Raw genomic sequence first — 23,783 nt, forward strand, 5'->3', positions numbered from 1 at the left:
TGAGAACAGCCGGAACCGAAGCCGGCGGATCACCGCGTCGGTCTCCCGCCGCACCGCGTGCGCCACCACGGCTCCCCGCTGGTTCTGAGGTCTGACGGGGGTGCGGGGGCGGGTGAGGGAGCGTTCACGGCCCTGTCTGAGGCTCGGCCGTTGATCGTTTCGCGCTGCTGTCCGTTTTCGTCCCGACGTGCCGCGCATCGGGTACGCGGCGGTCGGTCCCACCCGTCCACGGGGACGCCGTTGGCGCATCTACTGCGGACGGGTAGTCGGCCGCGGGAATGTGACACTCGCCGCGCAAGTGTCACATTCGCCGGGCCACACACCCTGCCCCCCGGGGCACCGGCCAGACCGCCCACCACGCCGACCGGGATGCGCCGGCAGCGTCCGCCCACGTGGGTGGAGCCGAACTATGGGCTGGGCCCGGATCTACCTCCGGTACCCGCTTCAGTCCCCCAGGAAAATCGGGTTCGTGAACGCCGCCAACGCACCCGGTACCGGCCCCGCCGCCGTCTCGTGGCGCAACTCCGCCCGTACGTACGCCGCGTACTGCGCCGTCGTGTTCCACTCCACCGTTCCGGAACCGGAGACCGGCAAGGGGGCGCTCGTGAAAAGGACGCCCTGGTCGGTGACGAAGCGGACCGTGCAGCGTGGGGCGCCGGTGGCCTCCAGGCGGACGGTGACCGGGGTGTCGGGGGAAACCCTCAAGCGGCCGCCGATGCCCGCGTGCTCGCCCTTGGAACCAGTAGCCGTGAAGGACAGCGACACCACCTTCGACTCCGCCACGTAGGAGCGCCCCGCGCGCAGGCCCTCCTGGACGGCCTCGCGGGTCAGGTCGTCGGCGAGGACGACCGTCTGCGGGCTGCCGACCGGGTCGGGGTCGCGGTGGGCGTCGCTGTTGCCCATCGCCGGGAGCCAGGAGCGGTCGGGGTTGCCCGAGCGGACGGCCGCCACCAGCGTGTTGTCCCAGTCCGCGAGGGTCACCTCGTCGTCGGGGGTGTACGGGCCGTTCCACACCTCCACCACGTCCGCCTCCCCGAAGCCGAACTTCCAGCCGCAGCCGACACAGGTGGCGTGCGGGTGGGCGGGGACGACGAGGCCGCCCGCGCGGCGGATCTGGCGGGCGAAACGGCCGAAGCGGTTGTCGCGGGCGCGGTAGCGCCAGTCGACGAAGGTGCCGGGGTCCGTACCGAGGGCCACCACGTGGCCGTTGCGCGTCGTGACCTCCTCGCCCAGCATGATCAGGAGGTCTTCACCCGCCTGGTCCGCCCAGTGGGGATGCGAGGAGTGGGTGTTGTGTTCGGACGTGTTGATGAAGTCCAGGCCCGCGGCCCGCGCCAGCGCGGCGATCTCCGCGGGGGTGCGGCGGCCGTCCGAGTACCAGGAATGGAGGTGGCAGTCGCCGCGGTACCAGTCCCGGCCCCGGCCCTTCGCACGGGACGGCGGGTACGTCGGCTTCACGACGGCACCCTGCTCCCCGTACGTCAGCGTGATCGTGATCTCGTACGGCAGGCCCTGCGGCGCCACCGTGTACGGGCCCAGCGCGATGTGCCAGGTGCCCGGCCTGATGACGCCCGGGATGTATCCCGGTGTCGCGTCGTCCGCGCGGACGAAGAACTCGGTGCGCGCCCCGCCCGACCAGCCGCGGAAGCCCTCGCCGCCCAGTGCCGTGCCGCGCTCGTCGAAGAGACCGATGTCGAGGGCGTTGCCCGCGGTGCCGGCCGGGACGGACGGCTTCTCGTAGGTGTACGCGACGTGGATCTCCCGCACGCCGTGCGGAACCTCGACCGGGAGGTACACGAAGTCCGGCGAACTGGTGGGCAGCGTGCCGGACACCGTACGGGTCTCGGTACGGTCGGCCGCGTCGGAGCCGCTCGCGAAGGTCACACTTCCCAACGTAAGGGCGGCCGCCGCTCCCGTCACGAACAGTGCGCGTCTGCCGATGCCGTCGATGCCGTCGATGCCGTGCTCGTCCTCGCACATGCTGCTGCTCCCAGGGTGTCGTGGCAGTGACATGGGTGGTGCAGGGCGGTGCAGGGTGGTGCGCGATGGCACGTACAACCCTGGTGGTCCGCTGTGAACTGCGGGACAAGGGAAGGAAATCGACAGCTTTCGGGGAGGCGGCGCGACTGTCGGGGCCCGACCCGCCGGGCGGCGCCAGTGGCAACCTGTAACGATCTGCCGTACCGGAGGAATATGGCCGCGCCCTGTAATGCCTGATCACCGCGATCGTATGCTCGAAGGATGACGACTTCCGCGACCTCCGGAACCGGCCCGACCGAGAACTCCATGCGTCGCGCCCTCAAACGCGCCCGGGACGGCGTCGCCCTCGACGTGACCGAGACGGCGGTGCTGCTCCAGGCGCGCGGCGAGGCCCTCGACGACCTCGCCTCGTCCGCCGCGCGGGTGCGGGACGCGGGCCTGGAAGCGGCCGGCCGGCCCGGCGTCATCACGTACTCCAAGAGTGTCTTCATCCCGCTGACGCGGCTGTGCCGCGACAAGTGCCACTACTGCACCTTCGTCACCGTGCCGGGCAAGTTGCGGCGGGCCGGACACGGGATGTTCATGTCGCCGGACGAGGTTCTCGACGTCGCCCGGCGCGGTGCGGAACTCGGCTGCAAGGAAGCCCTCATCACGCTCGGCGACAAGCCGGAGGACCGCTGGCCCGAGGCCCGGGAGTGGCTGGACGCGCACGGGTACGACGACACGATCGCGTACGTCCGTGCCATCTCCATCCGCATCCTGGAGGAGACGGGGCTGCTGCCTCACCTCAACCCGGGTGTCATGTCGTGGACCGACTTCCAGCGGCTCAAGCCGGTGGCGCCCTCCATGGGCATGATGCTGGAGACGACCGCGACCCGGCTGTGGAGCGAGCCGGGCGGCCCGCACTACGGCTCGCCCGACAAGGAGCCCGCCGTACGGTTGCGGGTCCTGGAAGACGCGGGGCGGTCGTCCGTTCCCTTCACCAGCGGGCTGCTGATCGGGATCGGGGAGACGTACGAGGAGCGGGCCGAGTCGCTGTTCGCGCTGCGGCGCGTGTCGCGGGCGTACCACGGCATCCAGGAACTGATCATCCAGAACTTCCGCGCCAAGCCGGACACGGCGATGCGCGGGATGCCGGACGCCGAACTGGACGAGCTGGTCGCCACGGTGGCCGTCGCCCGGCACATCATGGGACCGGCCGCCTGCCTCCAGGCCCCGCCGAACCTCGTCGACTCCGAGTACGGGCGGCTCATCGGCGCGGGCATCGACGACTGGGGCGGGGTCTCGCCGCTCACCATCGACCACGTCAACCCCGAGCGGCCCTGGCCGCAGATCGAGCAACTGGCCGAGCAGTCGCGCGCCGTCGGCTTCGCACTGCGCGAGCGGCTGTGCGTGTATCCCGAGTTCGTGCAGCGCGGTGAGCCCTGGCTGGACCCGCGGCTGCTGCCGCACGTACGGGCGCTGGCCGACCCGGAGACGGGGCTGGCCCGCGAGGACGCCGTCGTCGAAGGGCATCCCTGGCAGGAGCCGGAAGAGGCCTTCACTGCGTCGGGGCGCACCGATCTGCACCACACCATCGACACCGAGGGGCGCACCGGCGACCGCCGGGACGACTTCGACCTCGTGTACGGCGACTGGGAGGCGTTGCGGGAGGCGGCGGCGCCGGGGATGGTGCCGTCCCGTATCGACACGGACGTACGGGCCGCGCTGGCGACGGCCGCCGACGACCCGACGAAGCTCACCGACGACGAGGCGCTCGCGCTGCTGCACGCGGACGGGCCGGCCCTTGACGCGCTCACCCGTATCGCGGACGACGTCCGCAAGTCCGCCGTCGGCGACGACGTCACGTACATCGTCACCCGGAACATCAACTTCACCAACGTCTGCTACACCGGCTGCCGCTTCTGCGCCTTCGCCCAGCGCCGCACGGACGCCGACGCGTACACGCTGTCGCTGGACCAGGTGGCCGACCGCGCCCAGCAGGCCTGGGAGCTCGGGGCCGTCGAGGTCTGCATGCAGGGTGGCATCCACCCGGACCTCCCGGGTACCGCCTACTTCGACATCGCGAAGGCGGTGAAGGAGCGCGTCCCCGGCATGCACGTGCACGCCTTCTCCCCGATGGAGGTCGTCAACGGCGCGACCCGGACGGGGATGTCCATCCGTGAGTGGCTGACCGCCGCGAAGGAGGCGGGCCTCGACACCATCCCCGGCACGGCGGCGGAGATCCTCGACGACGAGGTCCGCTGGGTCCTGACCAAGGGCAAGCTGCCCACGGCGACCTGGATCGAGGTCGTCACCACCGCGCACGAGCTCGGCATCCGGTCCTCCTCGACCATGATGTACGGGCATGTGGACCAGCCCCGCCACTGGCTCGGCCACTTCCGCACGCTCTCCCGCATCCAGCAGCGGACCGGCGGCTTCACGGAGTTCGTGACGCTCCCGTTCATCCACACCAACGCGCCGGTGTACCTGGCGGGCATCTCCCGCCCGGGCCCGACCACCCGCGACAACCGCGCGGTGGTGGCCATGGCCCGCCTCCTCCTCCACCCGCACATCCCCAACATCCAGACCAGCTGGGTGAAGCTCGGCACCGAGGGAGCGGCGGAGATGCTCCGCTCCGGCGCCAACGACCTCGGCGGCACGCTGATGGAGGAGACCATCTCCCGGATGGCGGGCTCGTCGTACGGCTCGTACAAGTCCGTCAAGGACCTCATCGCCGTCGCGGAGGCGGCGGGCCGCCCGGCGAAGCCGCGGACGACCCTGTACGGGGAGGTCTCGGAGGAGCGGCAGCGGGCGGCGGCCGTGTCGGACGGGCATCTGCCGGAGCTGCTGCCGGTACTGGATTGACGGCCGAAGCATGCGGTGGAGCGAGTCGCCTCGGAGTACGATGATCCGACCCTCGGCGGAGGGCCCAGAAGCCGTGTGAGCCTGAGGAGTTGCGTGTCCGTGTCTGCCCGACGGCTTCCCTCCTGGGTCTGGGTCACCGGTCTGACCGCCGCGGCGATCGTGGGGGTCACCGCCCTGGCCGCGCAGGCCGACCAAGGGACGCACCCGATCGCCTCCGCCGCGAAGTCGAAGTCGAAGCCGTCCGCGTCGGCGAGCCAGCGGGCCTCCGCCTCGCCCAAGAAGGCCGAGCCGGCCGCCGTACCCGACGGCTCGGGCACCGGACGGCGGATCGTCTACTCGCTCGCCCAGCGGCGGGTGTGGCTCGTCGACACCGGCGAGGCCGTCCGCCGCACCTTCGCGGTGTGGCCGGGCACGGTGAGCCCCGACTCCGGCACTTACGTGATCTCCAAAACCCTGGCGGCGGCCACCGGATCCGACGGTGTGCGGATCGAGCACATCGTCTATTTCGCCAACAAGTCGGGCCTGTCGGTCGCCTTCTCCAACGCGGTCGACAGCTCCTCGCCGCCCCCCGCGGCGGCCGGCAAGCAGACCAGCGGCATCCGCATGCCCAAGGCGGACGGCGCGGTGCTGTGGACCTTCGCCACGCAGCCGAACACCAGGGTCGCGGTCGTCGCGTAGGCTTCCCACCCGGCCCTGGCCGCTCCCTCCCGTCGGCCTTGAGTCAGAATGGCGAGGCGGGTTTCCGGGGGAGGGTGCGGACGCATGGCGCAGGCGCGACGACCGTCGATGCAGGAGTTGATCGCTCGGCGCAGACGGGCGGGATTCGTGGGGCGGAGCCACGAACGGGCCGTCTTCCGCCGGAACCTGGAGCTGCCGCCCGAGGACGAACGCCACCGCTTCCTCTTCCATGTGCACGGCAACGCGGGGGTCGGAAAGACCTTCCTGGTGAGGGAGTTCGAGCAGATCGCCCGGGACCGCGGGGCCTTGACGGCGTACGTCGATGAGAGCGTCGGTAGCGTGCCCGAGGCCATGAGCACGATCAGTCGCCAACTCGGCTTGCAGGGCCGGAGGTTCAAGGAACTGGATCGGCTGCTCGCCGTTCACCGGGAGCGGCGGCACGAGGCCGAGACGGTCGCCTTGGTCGACGCCGAACCCGGTGAGCCCTCGGCGGCCGGTCTGGTGGTGGCACGCGCCGGACTGGTCGGACTTGGCATGGTGCCGGGCGTGGGCGCCTTCGCGGGCGCCCTGGACGCGGGCCAACTCGCCCAGGGTGCAGACAGGTTGCGGGCGAGTCTCAGCGCGCGCTTCCGCAGCCAAGAGGACGTGCAGCTGGTCCTGACACCCGAACGGGTGCTGACGCCGGTGCTGCTGGGCGAGTTGTCGGAGGCGGCGTCGACGGCGCCCTGGATCGTCCTGTTCTTCGACACCTACGAACGCACCGGGCCGTTCCTCGACGGCTGGCTGCACGAGGTGATCACCACCGACCGTTACGGCACTCTGTCCGCCGACGTCATCATCGTCACCTCCGGTCAACGGCCCTTCGACACCGCCCGCTGGGGCGGCTTCGCGGACTTCATGACGGACGTGCCGCTCGGGCCGTTCACGGAGGCGGAGGCACGGGGGCTGCTCGCCGGCAAGGGGGTGGTGGCCGAGCCGGTTGTCGACGAGGTGCTGCGGCTCACGGGCGGGCTGCCGGTGCTGGTGTCGACCCTCGCGGAGACCCGGCCGGCCGATCCGGACGACGTGGGAGACCCGAGCACGACGGCGGTGGAGCGGTTCCTGAAGTGGGAGCCGGACCCGGTGCGGCGCGCGGTCGCTCTGGCGTGTGCGCTGCCGCGGCGCCTGGACGCGGACGTGTTCCGGGCGGTGGTGGACGGTACGGACACCGAACTCGACGCCCTTTACGGCTGGTTGCGGGAACGACCGTTCGTCGACGAACGCGGCGACCGGATGCAGTACCACGACGTCGTACGGGCCCCGATGCTGCGCCTCCAGCGCAAGGGCTCGCCCAGGCGGTGGGCCGAGCGGCACGAGCAGCTCGCGGCGGCCTTCGCCGGGTGGCGGGAGGAGACCGAGGCCAGGCTGGAGGACGGCTACGAGTGGGCCGACGAGGACTGGCGGGAGCTGCGGCTCGCGGAGTCGTACCACCTGCTGTGCGCCGCACCCCGCTCCGCGCTTCCCGCCGTCCTCACCGACGTCGTGGATGCCTGTGGTCAGGCGGACGACCTGGTGAGGCGCTGGATGCGGCTGCTGGCCGACGCGGGACAGGACGCGGACGCCCAGGCCGTGCGGGCCTGCGGAAGCGACCTGACGCGGGTGCTCGACGAGGGAGGCAAGCCCGAGGTGCTCCGGTTCCTGCTGGGGCGGGCACGGGGCGACGAGCCCTGGCGGGCGCGGGCGCGGGCGGAGCTGGCCGACTTTCTCGCGCGGGACGGCGCCTACGAGCGTGCCCTGGAGGAGTACGGCCGCGCCCTCGCCCTGGACCCGTACCTGGTGCGGGCCCACCGAGGGCGGGCCCTGACCCGCGGCGGCCTGGGCGACCACGAGGGCGCACTCGCCGACGTCGAGCGCGTGGTGGAGCTGGAGCCGGACAACCCCGACAACATCGTCCTGCGCGGCGAGCACCACCGCCTCCTGCGCCATGACGGCGAGGCGGTCCGGGACCTGAGCGAAGGCATTCGACGCGACCCGGCCAACGCCTTCGCCTGGGCCTCCCGAGGCGCCACCCACGAGCGCGCCGGAGACCCCGATGCGGCCCTCGCCGACTTCGGCCGCGCGCTCGACCTCAAGCCGGACTACGCCTGGGCACTGGGCCGCCGGGCCCGGGCCTGGCGTGGACTGGCCGAACACGACCGCCAGTTGGCCGACCTCGACCGGGCCCTCGCCCTCTGGCCCGACTGGGGCTGGGGCCACTGCGAACGTGGCGACGCCCTCCGAGCGGCCGGCCGCCACGAGGAAGCCCTCGCCGACTACGACGAGGCGCTCACCATCGATCCCGAGTACGCCTCGGCCCACGCCAGCCGGGGCGCGGCGCTGGCCGACCTGGGCCGCCGTGAGGAGGCACTCGCCGCCCTGGACCGCGCGCTGGAGCTCCGCCCTTCCTACGAGTGGGCCGGCGCCCTGCGCGCCCGCCTCAGCGGCGGACCGAACTGACGAACTCCGTGGTGGGCGCGGCTTCATCAGCTTCCTGTCCGTACCGCGCCACCTGGTACGGCTGACCATCGGCCGGACCGGGGGACCGAGTGGATCCAGGCCCTCACCAAGGCCACATCGCCGAGGGAGCCGTCGCAACCTGACCGGGCGGGTTCATTCGACCCACACTCGTATACCGATCGTGCCCCTGAACGGACCGTTCCCGGTCGATTACAGTGCTGAGCTGTCGGACGTGCGGACGGTGCCTGGGGAGGTCTCGGTGGGTGCGACAGCCGGTGCCGTCTGGGGCCGTGCGGAGCAGCAGGACTTCCGTAGCCGGGTGCGCGGGACCTTGCTGGGCGCGGCCGTGGGGGATGCCCTGGGGGCGCCGCTCGACGGGCTCACCCTGGAGCTGATCCGGGAGGCGTACGGCGTGGAGGGGCTCGTCGATCTCGCGTTCGGGCACGGTCGGCGCGGCTCCATCACCCATCTCACCCAGCTCACGCTGTTCACTCTTGACGGTCTGATACGCGCTCAGGTGCGCCGTGACACCGGCGCCTGGCATCCGCCGACCGATCTCCACCGGGCGTACCGGCGCTGGGCGGCCACCCAGAGCGACTGGGGCCCGGACGAGCGCCGCAAGGAGGACGGCTGGCTGGCCCGCGAGGAGTGGCTGTACGCCCGTCGCGACCCGGCCCGCTCCTGTCTGGTCGGCTTCGGCGACGACATCATGGGCACGCTGGACGCGCCCAAGAACCCCGGCGAGGTCGGCCCCGAGGCCGTGGCCCGCTCCGCGCCCTTCGGGCTGCTCGTCGGCTGGGAGCCGCAGCTCGTGGTGCAGCTCGCCGTCGAGTGCGCCGCGCAGACGCACGGGCACCCCACGGCGTACCTCTCGGCGGGCGCGTACGCCGTCATCGTGCACGCGCTGGCCCGCGGGGAGAGCCTCGACGGGGCCGTGCAGCGGGCGCTGGCGATCCTCGCCGCGCGTCCGGGGCACCGGCCCGTCACGGACGCCCTCCAGCATGCGCTGGGGGCCGTACGGCAGGGGATGCCGACGCCGGGGCGGGTCGAGGAGCTCGCCGGGGACGGTACGGCGGAGGGGCTGCTCGCGGTCGCCGTGTACTGCGCGCTGGTGGGGGAGGACATCCGGCACGGGTTGTGCCTCGCGGTGAACCAGAGTGGGCCCTCCGGGGCGGCCGGTGCGCTCACCGGAGGGTTGTTGGGGGCCCTGCACGGCGAGACGGCCCTCCCGCCGGCCTGGCTGGCCGAGCTGGAGGGCCGTCCCACGATGCTGGTTCTGGCGGACGACTTCGCCATGGAGATGACGCAGGGTCCGGCCCTGCACGGGCCGGGTGGGTCCTCGCCGGGCTGGCTGGCCCGTTATCCGCGGGCCTGAGGACTTCTCTCGCCCCCAGACCCTCAATAGATCGCGCTCCCGCAGATGGACGAGGGACGAGGGACGAGGGACGAGGGATCAGACGCCCGTCGGGCTGGTGGACGCGTCGTCCGCCTGGGCGGGCACCGTCGCGGCCGTCGAACCGTCGTCATCCGTGTTGATCTTCTCGATGATCGCGTCCCGCTCCGGTGTGTCCTCGGGCTTCAGGAAGCCGATGAGGATGTACAGGACGAGGGAGATGGCCATCGGGACGGAGACCTGGTACTCCAGCTTCACGTCCGTGCGCTGGGAGAAGTCCAGGTTGTAGTTGACGAAGAAGAACGCGAGCAGGCCGCAGGCCCAGCTGGTGAGGGCCGCCGTCGGGCCGGACTTACGGAACGGACGGAGCAGGCCCAGGATGAACGGGATCGCGATCGGGCCCATGAGTCCCGCCACCCACTTGATGACCACCGTGATGATGTCCTTGAAGGTGGGGGAGTTGACCTGCGTCGCCACCGCCATGGAGAAGCCGAGGAAGGCGACGGTCGTGACGCGGCCCGCGATGAGCGCCATTCGGGTGTCCCAGGTGCGCGCGGCCTTGGAGAGGACCGGGACCACGTCCCTCGTGAACACGGCGGCGATCGCGTTCGCGTCCGAGGAGCACATGGCCATCGTGTGGGAGAAGAATCCGACGACGACCAGGCCCAACAGCCCGTGGGGGAGGAGCTGTTCGGTCATCAGGCCGTACGCGTCCGAGCCGTCCGGCTTCTTCGCGGTGACGAGCAGCGGCGACAGCCACATCGGGATGAAGAGGATCACCGGCCACACGAACCAGAGGGACGCGGACAGGAAGGCCGAGCGCGTGGCCTCCTTGGCACTGCCCGTCGCCATGTAGCGCTGGGCCTGGTTCCACATGCCGCCGTTGTACTCGAACAGCTTGATGAAGAGATAGGCGATGAAGAAGACGGTGAGGTACGGGCCCGCGAATCCGTTCGCGTGACCGTGCAGCTTCGGCGAATCGAGAGCCTTGGACAGGCCGCCCTGATCGGAGATCTTGTTCAGCACGATGATCAGCATCGAGAGTCCGGCCAGCAACTGGATCACGAACTGGCCGAGTTCGGTGAGCGCGTCCGCCCACAGCCCGCCGATCGTGCAGTACACCGCCGTGATGCTGCCCGTGATGAGGATGCCCTGGGTGATCGTGACCCCGGTGAAGACGCTCAGCAGGGTGGCGATGGCCGCCCACTTCGCGCCGACGTCCACGATCTTCAGCAGGATGCCGGACCAGGCGAGCGCCTGCTGCGTCGGCACGTTGTAGCGGTCCTTGAGGTATTCGAGCGGCGAGGCCACGTGCAGCCGGGAACGGAGCCGGTTGAGCCTCGGTGCGAAGAGCTTGGCGCCGAGGAGCACGCCGATGGCGATCGGCAGCGCCCAGGTGACGTACGACGTGATGCCGTACGTGTACGCGATGCCGGCGTACCCGGTGAACATCACCGCGCTGTAGCCCGACATGTGGTGCGAGATGCCGGACAGCCACCACGGCATCTTGCCGCCCGCGGTGAAGAAGTCGCTGACGTCGTCCACACGCTTGTGGGACCAGAAGCCGATCGCGGTCATGACGCCGAAGTACGCGACCAGGACGGCCCAGTCGAAGCCGTTCATGTGCCCCCTCCAGGGGTCCGCCTTGTGAACCTGCAGATACCGGACGGCACTTCGCCAGTACGCACATGGGCGGCGCCCCCGTGCGGGAGCGGGGACTTCGGGGATTGAACCGCCGTTCAGACGGAACGGTCAAGACCTTCGTGGTCATGCATATGAACGCAGATCAGAAAGCAGAACGATTTTGCCTCCACTTTACCCGTACGGCTGTTGTCGTGTTCGTGACGTGGACCACACCATGAGCGGGCACTTCGTCAGCATGGCACCGACAAGTCACGGGCGTACGGGATCAAGGCACGGGCGTACGGGATGCGGGTCCCGTACGGCCGAGAAGGGAGCGCGATCCCCACGGTTACCGCATGAGTTCGCCGGCGTTCACGAGCAGCGACTGCCCGGTGATCGCCCGTGCCCGGTCGGACGCCAGGAACACCGCGGCGTCCGCCACATCCCCGTCCGTGGCCAGTTCGGGCAGGGCCATCCGCTCGGTGAGCCGCTTCAGGACGTCCGCCTCCGGTACGCCCTCGGTGTGCGCCGTGAACTGGACGTACGCCTCGACCGGCGGACCCCACATCCAGCCGGGCAGCACGGTGTTCACGCGGATGCGATGCGGGCCCAGCTCCCTCGCCAGCGAGTACATCGCACTCGTCAGCGCACCCTTGGACGCCGCGTACGCCGCCTGCCGCACCTGGCTCGGCGCGGCCACCGAGGACTGCGTCCCGATGATGACGACCGAGCCGCCGCACACCTTCAGCGCGGGCAGGCAGGCGCGGGTCATCCGCAGGGTGCCCAGCAGATTCACGTCGATGACCGACTGCCAGGTGACGAAATCCGCATCCTCCAGACCGCCGAAATAACTGTCCCAGGCCGCCACATGGACAACGGCGTCGATCCGCCCGAACCGCTCCTTCGCGAGTCCCGCCAGCGCCTCGCACTGCCCCTCGTCCGTGATGTCCGTCGCCCGGTACGCCGTGTGCGCGCCGTCGGGGTCCAGCTCGGCCGCGGATTTGGCGAGATTCGCCTCCGTGCGTGCCCCCAGCACCGCGTTGCCCCCGTCGCGCACGACGGCCGCCGCGACCTGATGGCCGAGCCCGGCCCCGACCCCCGAGACGACGACGGTCTTCCCCGCGAGCAGTGACATCTGCGGCCTCCCCGGCTCTGGCGCATTGCCTGACGGGGCGTCAGAGTATGGGCGTCCGGCGGAGGAAGGAAGAGCGAGGAAGGGGATCGTCATGTCGGAGGAGACCCGTAGCGAGGTGTACGCGGAACTGGCCGCCCTCGGCCCGTACGGCGTCCACCCGGGCCACGCCCTGATCACCATGGTCGAGCCGCACCCGGGCCACGAGTACGCGTACAACCGCTGGTACGAGGATGATCACTTCATCGCGGGAGCGATGGCCATGCCCTGGATGTACGCGGGGCGACGCTGGGTGGCCACCCGCGACCTCCAACTCCTGCGCTACCCGGAGAAGTCGGCGATCGCCCAGCCGGTCACCGCCGGGTGCTACCTCTCGACGTACTGGGTCACCGAGGGCCGCTACGACGACCACATGAGGTGGACCGTCGGCATCAACAAACGGCTGAATCGCGACGGCCGGGTGTACCAGGACCGGACCCATGTCTTCACGGCCTTCCAGGATCACGAGGCCACGGTGTACCGCGACGGGGCCGCCGGGCCGCGTGACTTCCACGCCCTCGACCACCCGTATGCCGGGCTGGTCCTCGAGGTTATCGACGCCGAGTCCGCCGAACGGCGGGCCGAGTTGCTGGAGCGGCTGAGGTCGCGACACCTTCCCAAGCGGCTGGCGGGCTCCCCGGCCGCGATGGTCACGATCTTCCGCCCGACCCCGCTCCCCGGCGACCGTATGACGTACGTCAAACAGGTCGAGGGGGTCGACACCCGGCTGACCCTGCTGTGGTTCCTGGAGGCGGATCCACGGGAGTGCTGGGAAGGGCACTTCACGGGCCTGGACGCCGCTGCCTCCGAAGCGGGTCTGGGGGTGGTCGAGTTGGTGGCACCGTTTGTCCCGACGGTGCCGGGGACGGACCAGTACGTCGACAAGCTCCGCTGAGGGTACGGGGGTGAGGACTCCACGGCTGAGCCCCCTCGGCCGGGACGGCGGGCCAGTCGAGAGGGCTCTATCGGTGGTGCGTATGAAGTTGTGAGTGATCATGTGTCAGGAGGGGTCGAAAGCCCCTCGGCCCACCTCTGCCACGAACGCGTTCCATGAGTCCGCGGGGAACGCCAGGGTGGGGCCCGCGGGGACCTTGGAGTCCCGCACGGCCAACGCGGACGGAAGGGCGGACCTGACCTCGACGCACGCGCCGTTTCCGGCCGAGTACGAAGACTTCGTCCACGTTTCCGTGATGCCCTGCAGAATTGCCATTTTTGCTCCGGTGACCAGTTGTTGAGTTGCTGTCACCGCACTACGGGTTCGTTCCGGAACTCGCGGTGCGGTTTGCGCCAACGTTGTTGCTCGATGGCGTGATCGACGCTACTCGCCAACATCCCGGCCTGAAGCGGTGATTCACTCGACCGGATGGCATATTCCACTGGGTCTTCCGTTCTGGTGCGGTGGCGGTGTATCTTCCCGCACCTTCGGGTGCGGGACGGGCTTTTGACCGTCAGCGCGCGTACTCTTTCGCGGCGTCCGAGATGAATTGGCGCGATTGATCCACATTCAGGGCCTGGGCCCGGAGATGTTCGTACATCACGCTGTACTTCTGGACATCCGCGGCCTTTTCCAGGTAGAGGTCGCTGGTGACGCCCTCGATGTAGACGACGCTCGAATCAGCCGCGTCGGGGAACTCGAGGATCGCGTACTGACCGTTCAGGCCGGGGTGCGCCCCCACCTCGTACGGCAGCACCTGCACGGTGATGTGGGGGAGTTGGGAGATCTCGACCAGGTGCTCCAGTTGCTCGCGCATCACCTGGCGATTTCCCACGACGCGATGCAGGGCGGCCTCGTCCAGGACGGCCCACAGGCGAAGCGGGTTGTCCTCGGTGGAGACACGTTCCTGCCGGCGCAGCCGCACCTGGACGCGTTTCTCGATGTCGGCTGTCGAGGTCTCGGGCAGTGCCCCCTGGATGAGCGCCTCGGCGTAGGGGCGGGTCTGCAGCAGACCCGGGACGATCTGCGGCTCGAAGGCCCTCAGTGAGGCCGCGTCGGTTTCCAGCCCGATGTAGACGCTGTACGGGATGTCGCCGAAGGAGTGCCACCAGCCCTGCTGGCGCGAGTCCTTGGCCATCTGCATCAGGGAGTCGACGATCCGGTGGTCCTCGACCTCGTAGACCCCGCACAGATCGCGGACGTCGCGCTGGCTGATGCTGCGCCGGCCGTTCTCCAGCCGGCTGATCTTCGACTGTGAGACCAGCAGCCGCTCGGCGACCTCTTCGGCCGTCATGCCCTTGAGCTCACGGAGCCGACGCAGCTCCTGGCCCAGCCGACGCCGCCGGACGGTGGGATTGACATTGGACGCCACGGGACGTGCACCTCCGGCTGCGGGCCTCTACTTTGCGTATCTGCTGTTGAGCAGACTGCCACCAAGGTGCGTTCTACCGCTGGAAAACGGCGGATATGCGCTGGGTACGCGCCAGTTCGGAGCGTCGGCGGGCGGGTTGCGCGGATCGCGTACGCATACGTCACCTCCGCCTGGACCGCGCGCATATGCGCGGCGCCCGCAGATGCGGCCGCGCGGGGCGGTGGAGCCGTGTCGTCGTCCGGACGTACGGCCCCACCGCCCCGCGCGAGCCAGCGGCTCCCGAACCGGGTCTTGGGGACTGCGGTGCGGCGCTGAGGTCGTGCCGGCGGTGCTGGTACTGCGGTGTATGGCACTTGTGGTGCTCGTGGTGCTGGTACTGAGGGTGGTGCGTTGGTGGTGCGTACGGTGCCGGTGGCGCCCTGGGGCTGCGGCTCAGTGGACCACGGCGCGCGCCATGGAACTGTGGTGCGACTGCATCGGAACACCGCGGGCGGGTTCCGGTGCGGACCTGACTCCGGCGGTGGCCGGACGGCCTGCCGGTGCCGGGCTGCGGCGTGGCTGTGCGGCCACACCGTTCTGCACGTCCATGACCGCGTGGGCCACGAGGCCGCCCATCGGGTCATGCCTGATCAGGTCCCGTAGCCGGGAGCGGGACGAGCGTCCCTCATTGCCCGGGTACAGGTGCTTGCCGAGACCGACCGCATGGGCCAGCGCGGCGAGCGCCGCGGTCCGCGGGTCCGGCGGTACGCCGGTGCGGATCGCGCTGTCCAGCCGGGACCTGATCTCCCGGCTGATCTCCGTGTCCGTCGCTTGGTAGCGAGTCGTCGGAAGCACCCCGCACATCTGGCCGGCCACGGCATGGACCATGCCGCACCTCTCCAGATGCGAGAGGTAGGTCTGGCGAAGTCCCAGTCGGGGTCCGCCAATCCAGTTGACCGCGCGTACGGGTGCTCCGCGTCGGCGAAGCAGTTCCAACGCACAGTCCAGTGTTGGATCTCCAGTCGGCCGCGGCTGCACCACGGCGATACGATCCCCGTCTGGGGCTATCCGTCCGGCCAGCGCCAGCTCTACTAGCTGTGCTCCGGCCAGACCGAGGTCGAGCGACTGCGGCTGTGCGGTGGTACCCGTGGTCGGGTCCAGCGCCAGCAGCAGAAGCTCTTCCGGAAGTGTTCTGCGGCTCCTGCCCATCCATGCCTCCCCGCGTGGATGAATGACAGGGTGACCCCTCTCACATTGGTCTGTCGAGAGTGCCTGACCGGTTCGTGATGGAACCGGCAGGTATGTCGTTCTCGTCTACCGCAGGGGTTAAGCCCGCACACAGGACACTGGTACATGGTTCGGACAGCGATGTCCGGGCGGCGGGTCAAGGGTTTCACGGTTCGTTGGGCGCCCGGTGGTTGGCGCACGGAGGAGGCATCGGTGGCGGGCGAGTCCCCCGACAGGTCGAAGCAGCACGAGTCGTCGGCGTCGTCGGTAGAAGCGACGTCGGGGACCCCGGCCGCGGTTCCGGGCCCGAACCGGGCCGCCGCGGCCGCGACGGCCGATCCCCGTCTGGCGGTGGCCCGTGAACGGGCCGCCACGGTGCGGGTGGATCAGGCGACGGCCGTGTTCTCGACGCGGGCGGTGGCGGAAGGTTCCGCCGGGTCCGGAGAGAAGGCCGCGACCGGGTCCGGCACGAATGGCTCCGACGGGTCGGGGACCAACGGCTCCGGCGGGGATGCGCGACTGCGGGCGGCGGTGGCCGCCTGGGTGGCGGGGACGGGCGAGGACGAAGACGAGGACCGGGACCCCGAGGGGAAGTCCCAGGACGCGGCCCAGGAGAAGGCCCAGGAGGAGCCGGAGGTTCCGGAAGGCTCTGGGAGCGCCACGGAGGACGCCGAGGGCGCGGAGGACGCGGAGGGCGCCGAGGACGCCGAGGATGCGGGTACGGCGGCTGAGGACGGGGCGGCTGACGGGGCGTCGGCTTCGGAGTCTGGGTCTGACACCGAGGCCCCGTCCGAGGCCCCGTCCGAGGCCGCGTCCGATGCCGATGACGATGACGATGACGAGGCTGAGGCTGAAGCCGAGAGCGCGGTGGCGGACGACGCCGATGCCGACGTCGAGTCGAAGTCGGAGGTCGAGTCGAAGTCGGACGTCGAGTCCGAGACGGACGTCGAGTCCGAGACGGATGCAGAGTCGAAGTCGGACGTTGAGCCGAAGTCGGATGCAGAGTCGAAGTCTGACGTTGAGCCGAAGTCGGACGTCGAGTCGAAGTCGGACGTCGGGCCCGAGACGGATGCAGAGCCGAAGCCGGACGCTGAGTCGGAGTCGGGTGCCGACCCCGAGGCGGACGCCGAGACGAATACCGCCGACGAGCCGAAGGCGGCCGACTCCGACTCCGAGCCCACTCCGAAGGACTCCTCGAAGGGCGCCCGGAAGGACTCCCAAGGGGACGCTTCCGAGGGCTCCGAGGGCTCCGAGGGCTCCGAGGGCTCCGAGGGTTCAGCGACCTCCAAGGACTCCACGGATCCCAAGGGCACCAAGGATTCCCTGGACGACGACGACGACGCCGACGCCGACAAGCCGCACCCTGTCGACCAGCCCACCGCCGTCTTCAAGGCGCCCCGGCGCCCGGCGGTGGACCAGCCCACCACCATGCTCAAGCTGGGCGGTGCCAAGCCTGCCGACGCCAAGTCGCCCGCGGATAACAAGCCCGCGGACAAGGACACCGCGGACAAGAAGTCCGAGTCCGCAGCCGAACGCACCAGCAAATTCGTCGCCCTCAAGCCCCTCGACGAACCCGCGGCGAAGCCGAAGCCGGCTCCCAAGCCGAAGACCACCGCAACCTCCGGCACGGCACCGGCCGATGCCACCGCCGCTCTCCCCCAGGTCGGCCCCGAGCGCACCACCCAGCAGCCCCTTCCGCCGAAGCCACCGCTGGACCTCCTGGCCGAGCTGACGAACACGCCGCCGCCCGCGCAGACCCCGGTGCGGACGATCGCGCGCCGGGTGAAGATCTGGACCCCGCTGGTCGCGCTGCTCGCGATCATCTTCGCGGTCGTACAGTCGCTGCGCCCGCTGCCCGCCCCCAAGCTCGACCTCACCGCCGACTCGACGTACACCTTCGAAGGCGGCGACGCCTCCATCCCGTGGCCGTCCGCGGGGCAGGGCGCGCTCGACGTCCAGGGCATCGGTTCCTACGGCACGTCCGGCGCGCAGAAGGCGGCGCCGATCGCGAGCGTCGCCAAGGTGATGACGGCGTACCTGATCCTGCGCGACCACCCGATCAAGTCCGGCGACGGCGCGAAGATCAAGGTGGACCAGAAGGCCGAGGACCAGTCGGTCGCGGGCGACGAGTCGACGGTCAAGGTGCACGCGGGTGACACCATCACGCAGAAGGAGGCCCTGGAGGGCGTCCTGATCGCGTCCGCGAACAACGTGGCCCGGTTGCTGGCCCGTTGGGACGCCGGTTCCGAGACGGCCTTCGTCGCCAAGATGAACGCCGCCGCCAAGGACCTCGGGATGAAGAACACGACGTACACCGACCCGTCCGGCCTGACGAAGACGACCGTGAGCACGGCCGCGGACCAGGTGAAGCTGGCGAAGGCCGCGATGAAGGACGCTGCCTTCCGCGAGGTCGCCCGGATGATGGAGTACACCGACTACAAGGGCACCAAGCACAGCAACTGGAACCACCTCGTCGGCTCCAACAACGTCATCGGGATCAAGACCGGCACCACCACCGCGGCCGGCGGCAACCTCGTCTTCGCGGCGACCAAGGAGGTCGGCGGCGAGATCAGGACCATCGTTGGCGCGGTGATCAGCCAGGGCCCCGGCGGCTCCGACAACACCATCCTCAGCGGCGCCCTGTCCGCGGCCGACAAGCTGATCCGCGCCGCGCAGGCTTCGCTGAAGTCCGCGACGATCCTGAAGAAGGGCGATGTCGTCGGGTACGTGGACGACGGGCTCGGCGGCCGTACGCCGGTCGTGATCACCAAGGACGTCACGGCGGTCGGCTGGGCCGGGCTCAAGGTGAAACTGTCCTTCGTCTCCGCGGAGCTGCCGCACTCGGCGACGGCCGGCACCAAGGTGGGCACGCTCACCGTGGGCGACGGCGGCAGCAGCAGCGCCGTACAGGTTCCCGTCGAGCTCCAGAAGGACCTCGTCGAGCCGGGCTTCGGCGCCAAGCTGACCCGCGTGAGCTGAGCTGAGCGGACGTACGTAAGAGTGAAGTAAGAGCGCCGTAAGGGCGTGCAGGCGTACGAGGGGGCGCACTTACGGCGGGTGGCGTATCCCTCGTACGCCGGTAGCGCCCCGAACGCCACGCGAACGCGCTGTGAGCGCGGCGCGAACGCCCCGCGCCCTGTCGGGGGCGCCCCACCCGGGCGCTCCCCGGCGGGGCGCGTGCTAGCGTCGCGAGATCGGGGCAGGTCGCGGGCCGCGGGTCCCGGCCGAGCACGAGAAAACGGGACACGGGAGCCTTGCAGTGGCGACAGCGGAGCCGACACACGCCGACGACGCCGATCCGGGCCCTGGACCAGATCCTGGACCGGGCTCACGAATACGGCTGCCCGCACGCGCCCTCGACGGCCTCAAGGGCGACAAACCCATGGGCGACAAACCCATGGGCGACAAACCCACGGGTGGCAGATCCGCGGGCGACGAGTCCCAGGAGTCCATGGCGCGCGGAACGGCGCGCGGTGCCCGTCTGAAGCGTTTCGCCCTCCGGCACCCCGTCGCCTTCGTCACTGTTCTGGCCGGCGTCCTGCACATCATCTGGTTCTTCACGTTCGCGAACAGTGGTGGGGACCTCGCGGCGCAGGACGCGTGGGCGGAGTTCGTCGGACGGCACCCGGACTCGGCGTACAACCTCGCCTGGTACGGCGGTATGCACCCGGTGTCCTACAGCGTGGTGTCGCCGTATCTGATGTCGGTCCTCGGCGTCCGTACGACGATGATGATCGCCGGGACGATCTCGGCGGGCCTGATCACGATGATCCTGATCCGCAGCCGGGCGGTGCGCGAGCCGCTGTGGCCGGCCCTCGCGGGTGTTTTCGCGCTCTTGTGCAACGCGGTGTCGGGGCGGGTGACGTACGGCCTCGGCATGGCCTTCGGGCTCGGGGCGGCCGCCGTGGTCTTCTGCTGGCCCTACCGCTGGCGCCACAAACGCTGGGCGAAGGCCCTGTGCGCGGCGTCGCTCGCCGCGCTCGCCACCGCCGGGTCGCCGGTGGCCGGACTGTTCGTCGGTCTGCTCGCGGTGGCCCTCTTCCTCCAGAAGCGGCGCCCCGGCGCGTACGCGCTCGGTATCGCGCCGACGATCGTCGTCGCGCTGTCGGCCTGGCTGTTCCCCTTCTCGGGCACCCAGCCGATGTCCTTCGGCTCGGCCTCGCTGCCGCTGCTCTCCTCCGGGCTGGTCTTCGCGCTCGTGCCCAAGGCGTGGAAGACGGTCCGGATCACGGCGGCCGTGTACGGCCTCGCCGTACTCCTCGTCTGGCTGATCAGCTCGCAGATCGGCTCCAACATCTCACGCCTGGCGATGCTGTTCACGGGCGTGGTGCTCCTCGCCGCGCTCCCCTTCACCGTGCCGAAGTCGCGGAAGTGGTACGTCACCGTCGTCGCCCTCGCCGGGTTCGTCGGGTGGATCGGCTTCAAGTCGGTCGACGACATCGTGCATACGACTCCGGCGGCGTCCTGGGCGCGGGAGCTGGCCCCGCTGGTGAACCAGCTCCAGGTGGTGGGCGCCGAGAAGGGCCGCGTGGAAGTGGTCCCCGCCCGCTCGCACCGCGAGGCGTCCGCGCTCGCCCCGTATGTGAACCTCGCCCGGGGCTGGAACCGGCAGGCCGACATGGAGCGCAACCCGCTCTTCTACGACGACACCCTCAACTCGGCGAACTATCACGAGTGGCTGCAGCGCTGGGCCGTCCACTACGTGGTGCTGCCGAAGGGGGAACCGGACGGGGACGGCGGCGAACGCGAACGCAAGCTGGTGCAGCGTGGCATGCCGTATCTCCGCCAGATCTGGGGCGACGCGAACTGGCAGCTGTTCGCGGTCACGGACCCCACCCCGCTGGCCGATCCGCCCGCGGTCGTCGACCGTGCCGAACAGGGCGAGCTGACCATCGAGGTGAAGAAGGCGGGCCGTGTCCTGATCCGTATCCCGTACTCCCCGTGGCTAGGTCTCGTCGACGCCAAGGGGAAGAGCGTGAAGCCGCCGCAGGAGACCGAGAAGTCGAAGCACCGGGCGGACGGGACTCCGAAGACGTACAAGAACCTCAACGGCTGCGTCATGGAGACCCCGGAGAACGCCTCCGGCGACAAGTGGACAGAACTCCTGGCCCCGGCCCCCGGCACGTACCGCCTGGCGGCCCCGTACCAACTCCCCCGGGGAACCCCCTGCCCCGATGAACTCCGCTGACCCGGCTTCCCTCGCCCCGGGTCTTCAAGGGTGAGGGAAACCGCGCGATCAGCCCCCACTCACCCGAAGCCAAAGGACCCACCGGGGGTCTGGGGCGCTGTCGGCGCATCCCGGTCGGCGTGGTGGGCGGTCCGGCCGGTGCCCCGGGGCCATGGGGGTGTGGCCCGGAGAATGTGACACTTGCGCGGCGAGTGTCACATTCCCGCGGCCGCCTACCCGGCCGCAGCGGATGCGCCAACAGCGTCGGGGGCCTGGGGGCGGAATCCCGTTGCAGCGGCGGCGGGGGCGAGGAAGCCGGCGTCCGCGCCCCCCCGGGGGGCTCAGCTCACCGGGAACGCCACGTCGCACACCGGGTCCTCAGGCCCCGCCGCATCCCAGTCGGCGAAGTACACCTCGCGGCAGGGACCGTCGTACGAGAGCCCCTGTTCGGCGATCCACGCCTCGACGGCCTCGAACGCGGCGTGGATCTGCGGATGGGCGACCTGCGCCTTGGTGATCCGGGCGTAGGCGAGGCGGTGGGCCGGCTCGACGCGGACCTCGATCCCGGACGCCCGCCCCCGCTTCTCGGCCCACACCCGGGCGGCCTCCCCGTCCGCGACGGGTACACACGACTCGGCGGGGCCGTCGCTCTCCATGCTGACCTCGGCGTAGTAGACGACGAAGGGGGCGCCGGTCACCCCTCCGCACTCCCGGGCTCCGTCCTCCAGCCGGCCCAGCGAGGCCGGAATCCAGATCGGCAGCTCGTCCGCCAGCGTGTGCCGCTTCTCCGTCAGCACCACCCGCTCCGGTACGTCCACCGTCTCGACCACGAACTTCCCGTACATTTCGGAACTCCTTCCCGACAGCCGTCCACGGAGGTACTCGGCGAGCGTCCGCTGGGAAGCGAACCGGGACTCGGCAGCCGCCCAGTAGGAGGTGAGGAGCGCAGCCGCCTGCGCTCCGTCCGCCTCCACCACCTCGGCGATCCGCGCGAGCGGCATGTCGAGCTGCCGCAGCAGCGCGACCGTGCGGGCGCGGTCGACCTGGTCGGCGCGGTAGTGGCGGTAGCCGCTGACCTCGTCGACGTACGCGGGGGCGAGCAGTCCGAGCCGGTCGTACAGCCGAAGTGCCTTCGGCGAGAGCCGCGCGCGGGCGGCGAACGCGCCGATGGTGAGCAGTTCCTGATGCACGAGCCCATCCTCCGTCGCCGGACGCCTTCCGCCCGGCGAGAAAGGAGGCTGGTCCCTGCCCCAGGGGCAAGGTCAATCAGCCGAGGGACAACCCGCCGAGGGACAACCAGTCGAGGGATAACCAGCCGAGGGAAAGGTCGGCGCTATGCGAGCGCCTTCTCCAGCGCCGTCACGATCTCCGCCGACTCCGGCTCGGTCTTCGGCGAGAACCGTGCCAGCACGTCTCCCGCCGGTCCGATCAGGAACTTCTCGAAGTTCCAGCGGATGTCGCCGCTGTGGCCCTCGGCGTCGGCGGTGTTCACCAGCCGCCGGTACAGCTCGTGCCGTGCGTCCCCGTTCACCTCGACCTTCTCGGTCATCGGGAAGGTCACGCCGTACGTCGCGGAGCAGAACTCGGCGATCTCCTCGGAGGTGCCGGGCTCCTGCCCCAGGAACTGGTTGCAGGGCACACCGAGCACGGTGAAGCCCTGGTCGGCGTACCGCTCCTGCAGTCGCTCCAGGCCCGCGTACTGCGGGGTCAGCCCGCACTTGGAGGCCACGTTCACGACGAGCACGGTTTTGCCGCGGTACTGCCCGAGATCGGCGGAACCACCCTGGAGGGCCCCGATTTCGACGTCAAGCACAGAGTTGTCAGTAGTCATAAGCGGATGCTAACTCCGCTACCCGACATTCCTGTCAGCCGCCCGTCAGCTGTCTGACAGCCGCGTGAGTCGCGTCAGCCGTATCAGCCGCGTGAGTCGCGCTGGGCTGTGACGAGTACCTCACCGGCCGCCGTCCGCGAGTACAGCACCGCCCGGCCCGCCCGCCGCCGCCGCACGAGCCGCGCGTCCAGCAGCACCTTCAGATGCCGCCCGACCGAGCCCAGCCCCTGCCCGGTCACGGCGACCAGCTGGCTGGTGGACATGGGGGAGTCGAGGAGGACGAGGACGCCGGCGCGGGCGGCGCCGAGAAGCGCGCCGAGGCTCTCGGGCACCGGCGCGGCGCGTACGTCGGCCAGGACGCCCGTGCACGGGTAGACGACGGCGTACCGGTGCGGCTCATCCCAGGACACCCATCCGGCCTTGGGGGTGACGGGTATGAAGAGGAGCTGGGCGCCGGAGATCTCGCGCGGCGGGTACTCGTGGAGGTTCACCTGCAGCCGGTTCCCGCCGAGCCACCGCGTCCCCGGCCGCAGCGCGTCCAGTGCCGCCGCCCAGCCGCCCTGGCTCAACTGCGCGGTCCGCGCGACCACATCGGCCTCCAGGATGCGCCGCCGCCGGTCCCAGTAGGGGCGTACGGACTCCTCCCAGACATAGCTGAGGAGCTCCGCGGCGCGCCGCGGCAGGTCGTCGCGGTCGGCCAGTTCGGCGGGCAGGGGGCCGCGGAGGGAGACGGCGAGGTGGGCGTGCGCGTCCGCCGGCTTCGTCTCCCGTACCCGGGCGACCTCCTCCTCGAAGGACTCGTCGCCGTACGTGGTGGGGGTCAGGAAGTCGGCGATCCAGTCCCGCCCGAGCCCGGAGCGGATGAGCAGCGCGGTGACGGGATCGGCCGCGAGGTGCCTCCGGTACGCGGGCAGGTGGGCGTGCAGCCAAGCCCGCTCACCGGGGTGGGTGGCGGGCCCCGTCTGCAGCAGCTTCAGGCTCGCGAAGGTCTCGGCGAGCGGCGACAGTACGAAGCGGCTGCTGGCGAGGGTGTCGGCGTTGACCTGCCACCAGCCCATCCGCGTCCCTCCTCGCCCGTGCTTGCCCTGTTGGTTTCGCCTCCCCGC

The 23,783-nt window shown here is 70.4% G+C and carries 17 protein-coding genes; 8 read left to right on the top strand and 9 right to left on the bottom strand.

Features of this window, described 5'->3' with window-relative positions; all coding sequences use genetic code 11:
- Positions 1 to 444: 444 nt before the first annotated feature.
- Positions 445 to 1,980 (bottom strand): CehA/McbA family metallohydrolase, encoded by a 1,536-nt coding sequence (locus OG747_RS25270; RefSeq protein ID WP_405881635.1) that lies wholly within the window; start codon positions 1,978 to 1,980, stop codon positions 445 to 447.
- A 65-nt stretch (positions 1,981 to 2,045) separates the two neighbouring features.
- Here OG747_RS25270 and OG747_RS25275 point away from each other — a divergent pair, with 65 nt between their 5' ends.
- The 5 genes from OG747_RS25275 (at position 2,046) to OG747_RS25295 (ending at position 9,355) form a co-directional block, all read left to right on the top strand.
- Entirely contained in the window at positions 2,046 to 2,171 is a 126-nt protein-coding gene (locus OG747_RS25275; protein ID WP_405881636.1) for a hypothetical protein, read from the top strand.
- Between the two features lie 70 nt (positions 2,172 to 2,241).
- Positions 2,242 to 4,827 carry a bifunctional FO biosynthesis protein CofGH gene (locus OG747_RS25280; RefSeq protein WP_405881637.1) on the top strand — a complete coding sequence of 862 codons (2,586 nt, stop codon included), beginning with the start codon at positions 2,242 to 2,244 and terminating at the stop codon, positions 4,825 to 4,827.
- Between the two features lie 93 nt (positions 4,828 to 4,920).
- Positions 4,921 to 5,505, top strand: coding sequence for a hypothetical protein (locus OG747_RS25285; RefSeq protein ID WP_405881638.1), 585 nt, complete (start codon positions 4,921 to 4,923; stop codon positions 5,503 to 5,505).
- Positions 5,506 to 5,589: 84 nt separating this feature from the next.
- Positions 5,590 to 7,980, top strand: coding sequence for a tetratricopeptide repeat protein (locus OG747_RS25290; protein WP_405881639.1), 2,391 nt, complete (start codon positions 5,590 to 5,592; stop codon positions 7,978 to 7,980).
- Positions 7,981 to 8,239: 259 nt separating this feature from the next.
- Complete coding sequence (locus tag OG747_RS25295; protein ID WP_405881640.1) at positions 8,240 to 9,355, top strand: ADP-ribosylglycohydrolase family protein; 1,116 nt, start codon at positions 8,240 to 8,242, stop codon at positions 9,353 to 9,355.
- A 78-nt stretch (positions 9,356 to 9,433) separates the two neighbouring features.
- Here OG747_RS25295 and OG747_RS25300 read toward each other — a convergent pair whose 3' ends face one another.
- Together OG747_RS25300 and OG747_RS25305 are read right to left on the bottom strand one after the other, a co-directional pair.
- Entirely contained in the window at positions 9,434 to 10,996 is a 1,563-nt protein-coding gene (locus OG747_RS25300) for a sodium:solute symporter family protein (RefSeq protein ID WP_405881641.1), read from the bottom strand.
- A gap of 349 nt (positions 10,997 to 11,345) precedes the next feature.
- On the bottom strand, positions 11,346 to 12,131 hold the full coding sequence (locus OG747_RS25305; RefSeq protein WP_405881642.1) for an SDR family oxidoreductase: 786 nt from the start codon (positions 12,129 to 12,131) through the stop codon (positions 11,346 to 11,348).
- 91 nt (positions 12,132 to 12,222) lie between these two features.
- Here OG747_RS25305 and OG747_RS25310 point away from each other — a divergent pair, with 91 nt between their 5' ends.
- The gene (locus OG747_RS25310) at positions 12,223 to 13,062 is read left to right on the top strand and encodes a hypothetical protein (RefSeq protein WP_405881643.1); all 840 of its coding nucleotides are present in this window, start codon (positions 12,223 to 12,225) and stop codon (positions 13,060 to 13,062) included.
- Between the two features lie 105 nt (positions 13,063 to 13,167).
- On the opposite strand, the gene OG747_RS25315 is transcribed toward OG747_RS25310, so the two are convergent.
- The 3 genes from OG747_RS25315 to OG747_RS25325 form a co-directional block, all read right to left on the bottom strand.
- A complete protein-coding gene (locus OG747_RS25315) occupies positions 13,168 to 13,377 on the bottom strand; it encodes a DUF397 domain-containing protein (protein WP_405881644.1) in 210 nt (69 codons plus the stop codon).
- Positions 13,378 to 13,615: 238 nt separating this feature from the next.
- On the bottom strand, positions 13,616 to 14,473 hold the full coding sequence (locus tag OG747_RS25320) for a helix-turn-helix domain-containing protein (RefSeq protein ID WP_405881645.1): 858 nt from the start codon (positions 14,471 to 14,473) through the stop codon (positions 13,616 to 13,618).
- A 432-nt stretch (positions 14,474 to 14,905) separates the two neighbouring features.
- Positions 14,906 to 15,661 carry a GPP34 family phosphoprotein gene (locus tag OG747_RS25325; protein WP_405881646.1) on the bottom strand — a complete coding sequence of 252 codons (756 nt, stop codon included), beginning with the start codon at positions 15,659 to 15,661 and terminating at the stop codon, positions 14,906 to 14,908.
- Positions 15,662 to 15,892: 231 nt separating this feature from the next.
- Here OG747_RS25325 and OG747_RS25330 point away from each other — a divergent pair, with 231 nt between their 5' ends.
- Together OG747_RS25330 and OG747_RS25335 are read left to right on the top strand one after the other, a co-directional pair.
- The gene (locus OG747_RS25330; RefSeq protein ID WP_405881647.1) at positions 15,893 to 18,658 is read left to right on the top strand and encodes a D-alanyl-D-alanine carboxypeptidase; all 2,766 of its coding nucleotides are present in this window, start codon (positions 15,893 to 15,895) and stop codon (positions 18,656 to 18,658) included.
- Positions 18,659 to 18,938: 280 nt separating this feature from the next.
- Positions 18,939 to 20,867 (top strand): MFS transporter, encoded by a 1,929-nt coding sequence (locus tag OG747_RS25335; protein ID WP_405881649.1) that lies wholly within the window; start codon positions 18,939 to 18,941, stop codon positions 20,865 to 20,867.
- 320 nt (positions 20,868 to 21,187) lie between these two features.
- Here OG747_RS25335 and OG747_RS25340 read toward each other — a convergent pair whose 3' ends face one another.
- The 3 genes from OG747_RS25340 to OG747_RS25350 all read right to left on the bottom strand — a co-directional run bounded on the left by OG747_RS25340 (position 21,188) and on the right by OG747_RS25350 (position 23,735).
- Positions 21,188 to 22,036 (bottom strand): MerR family transcriptional regulator, encoded by an 849-nt coding sequence (locus OG747_RS25340; protein ID WP_405881650.1) that lies wholly within the window; start codon positions 22,034 to 22,036, stop codon positions 21,188 to 21,190.
- Positions 22,037 to 22,179: 143 nt separating this feature from the next.
- The gene (locus OG747_RS25345; RefSeq protein WP_405881651.1) at positions 22,180 to 22,677 is read right to left on the bottom strand and encodes a glutathione peroxidase; all 498 of its coding nucleotides are present in this window, start codon (positions 22,675 to 22,677) and stop codon (positions 22,180 to 22,182) included.
- Positions 22,678 to 22,760: 83 nt separating this feature from the next.
- Positions 22,761 to 23,735 carry an ArsR family transcriptional regulator gene (locus tag OG747_RS25350; protein WP_405881652.1) on the bottom strand — a complete coding sequence of 325 codons (975 nt, stop codon included), beginning with the start codon at positions 23,733 to 23,735 and terminating at the stop codon, positions 22,761 to 22,763.
- Positions 23,736 to 23,783: the final 48 nt, after the last annotated feature.

This window comes from Streptomyces sp. NBC_01384 (assembly GCF_045040035.1).
Classification (GTDB): Bacteria; Actinomycetota; Actinomycetes; order Streptomycetales; family Streptomycetaceae; genus Streptomyces.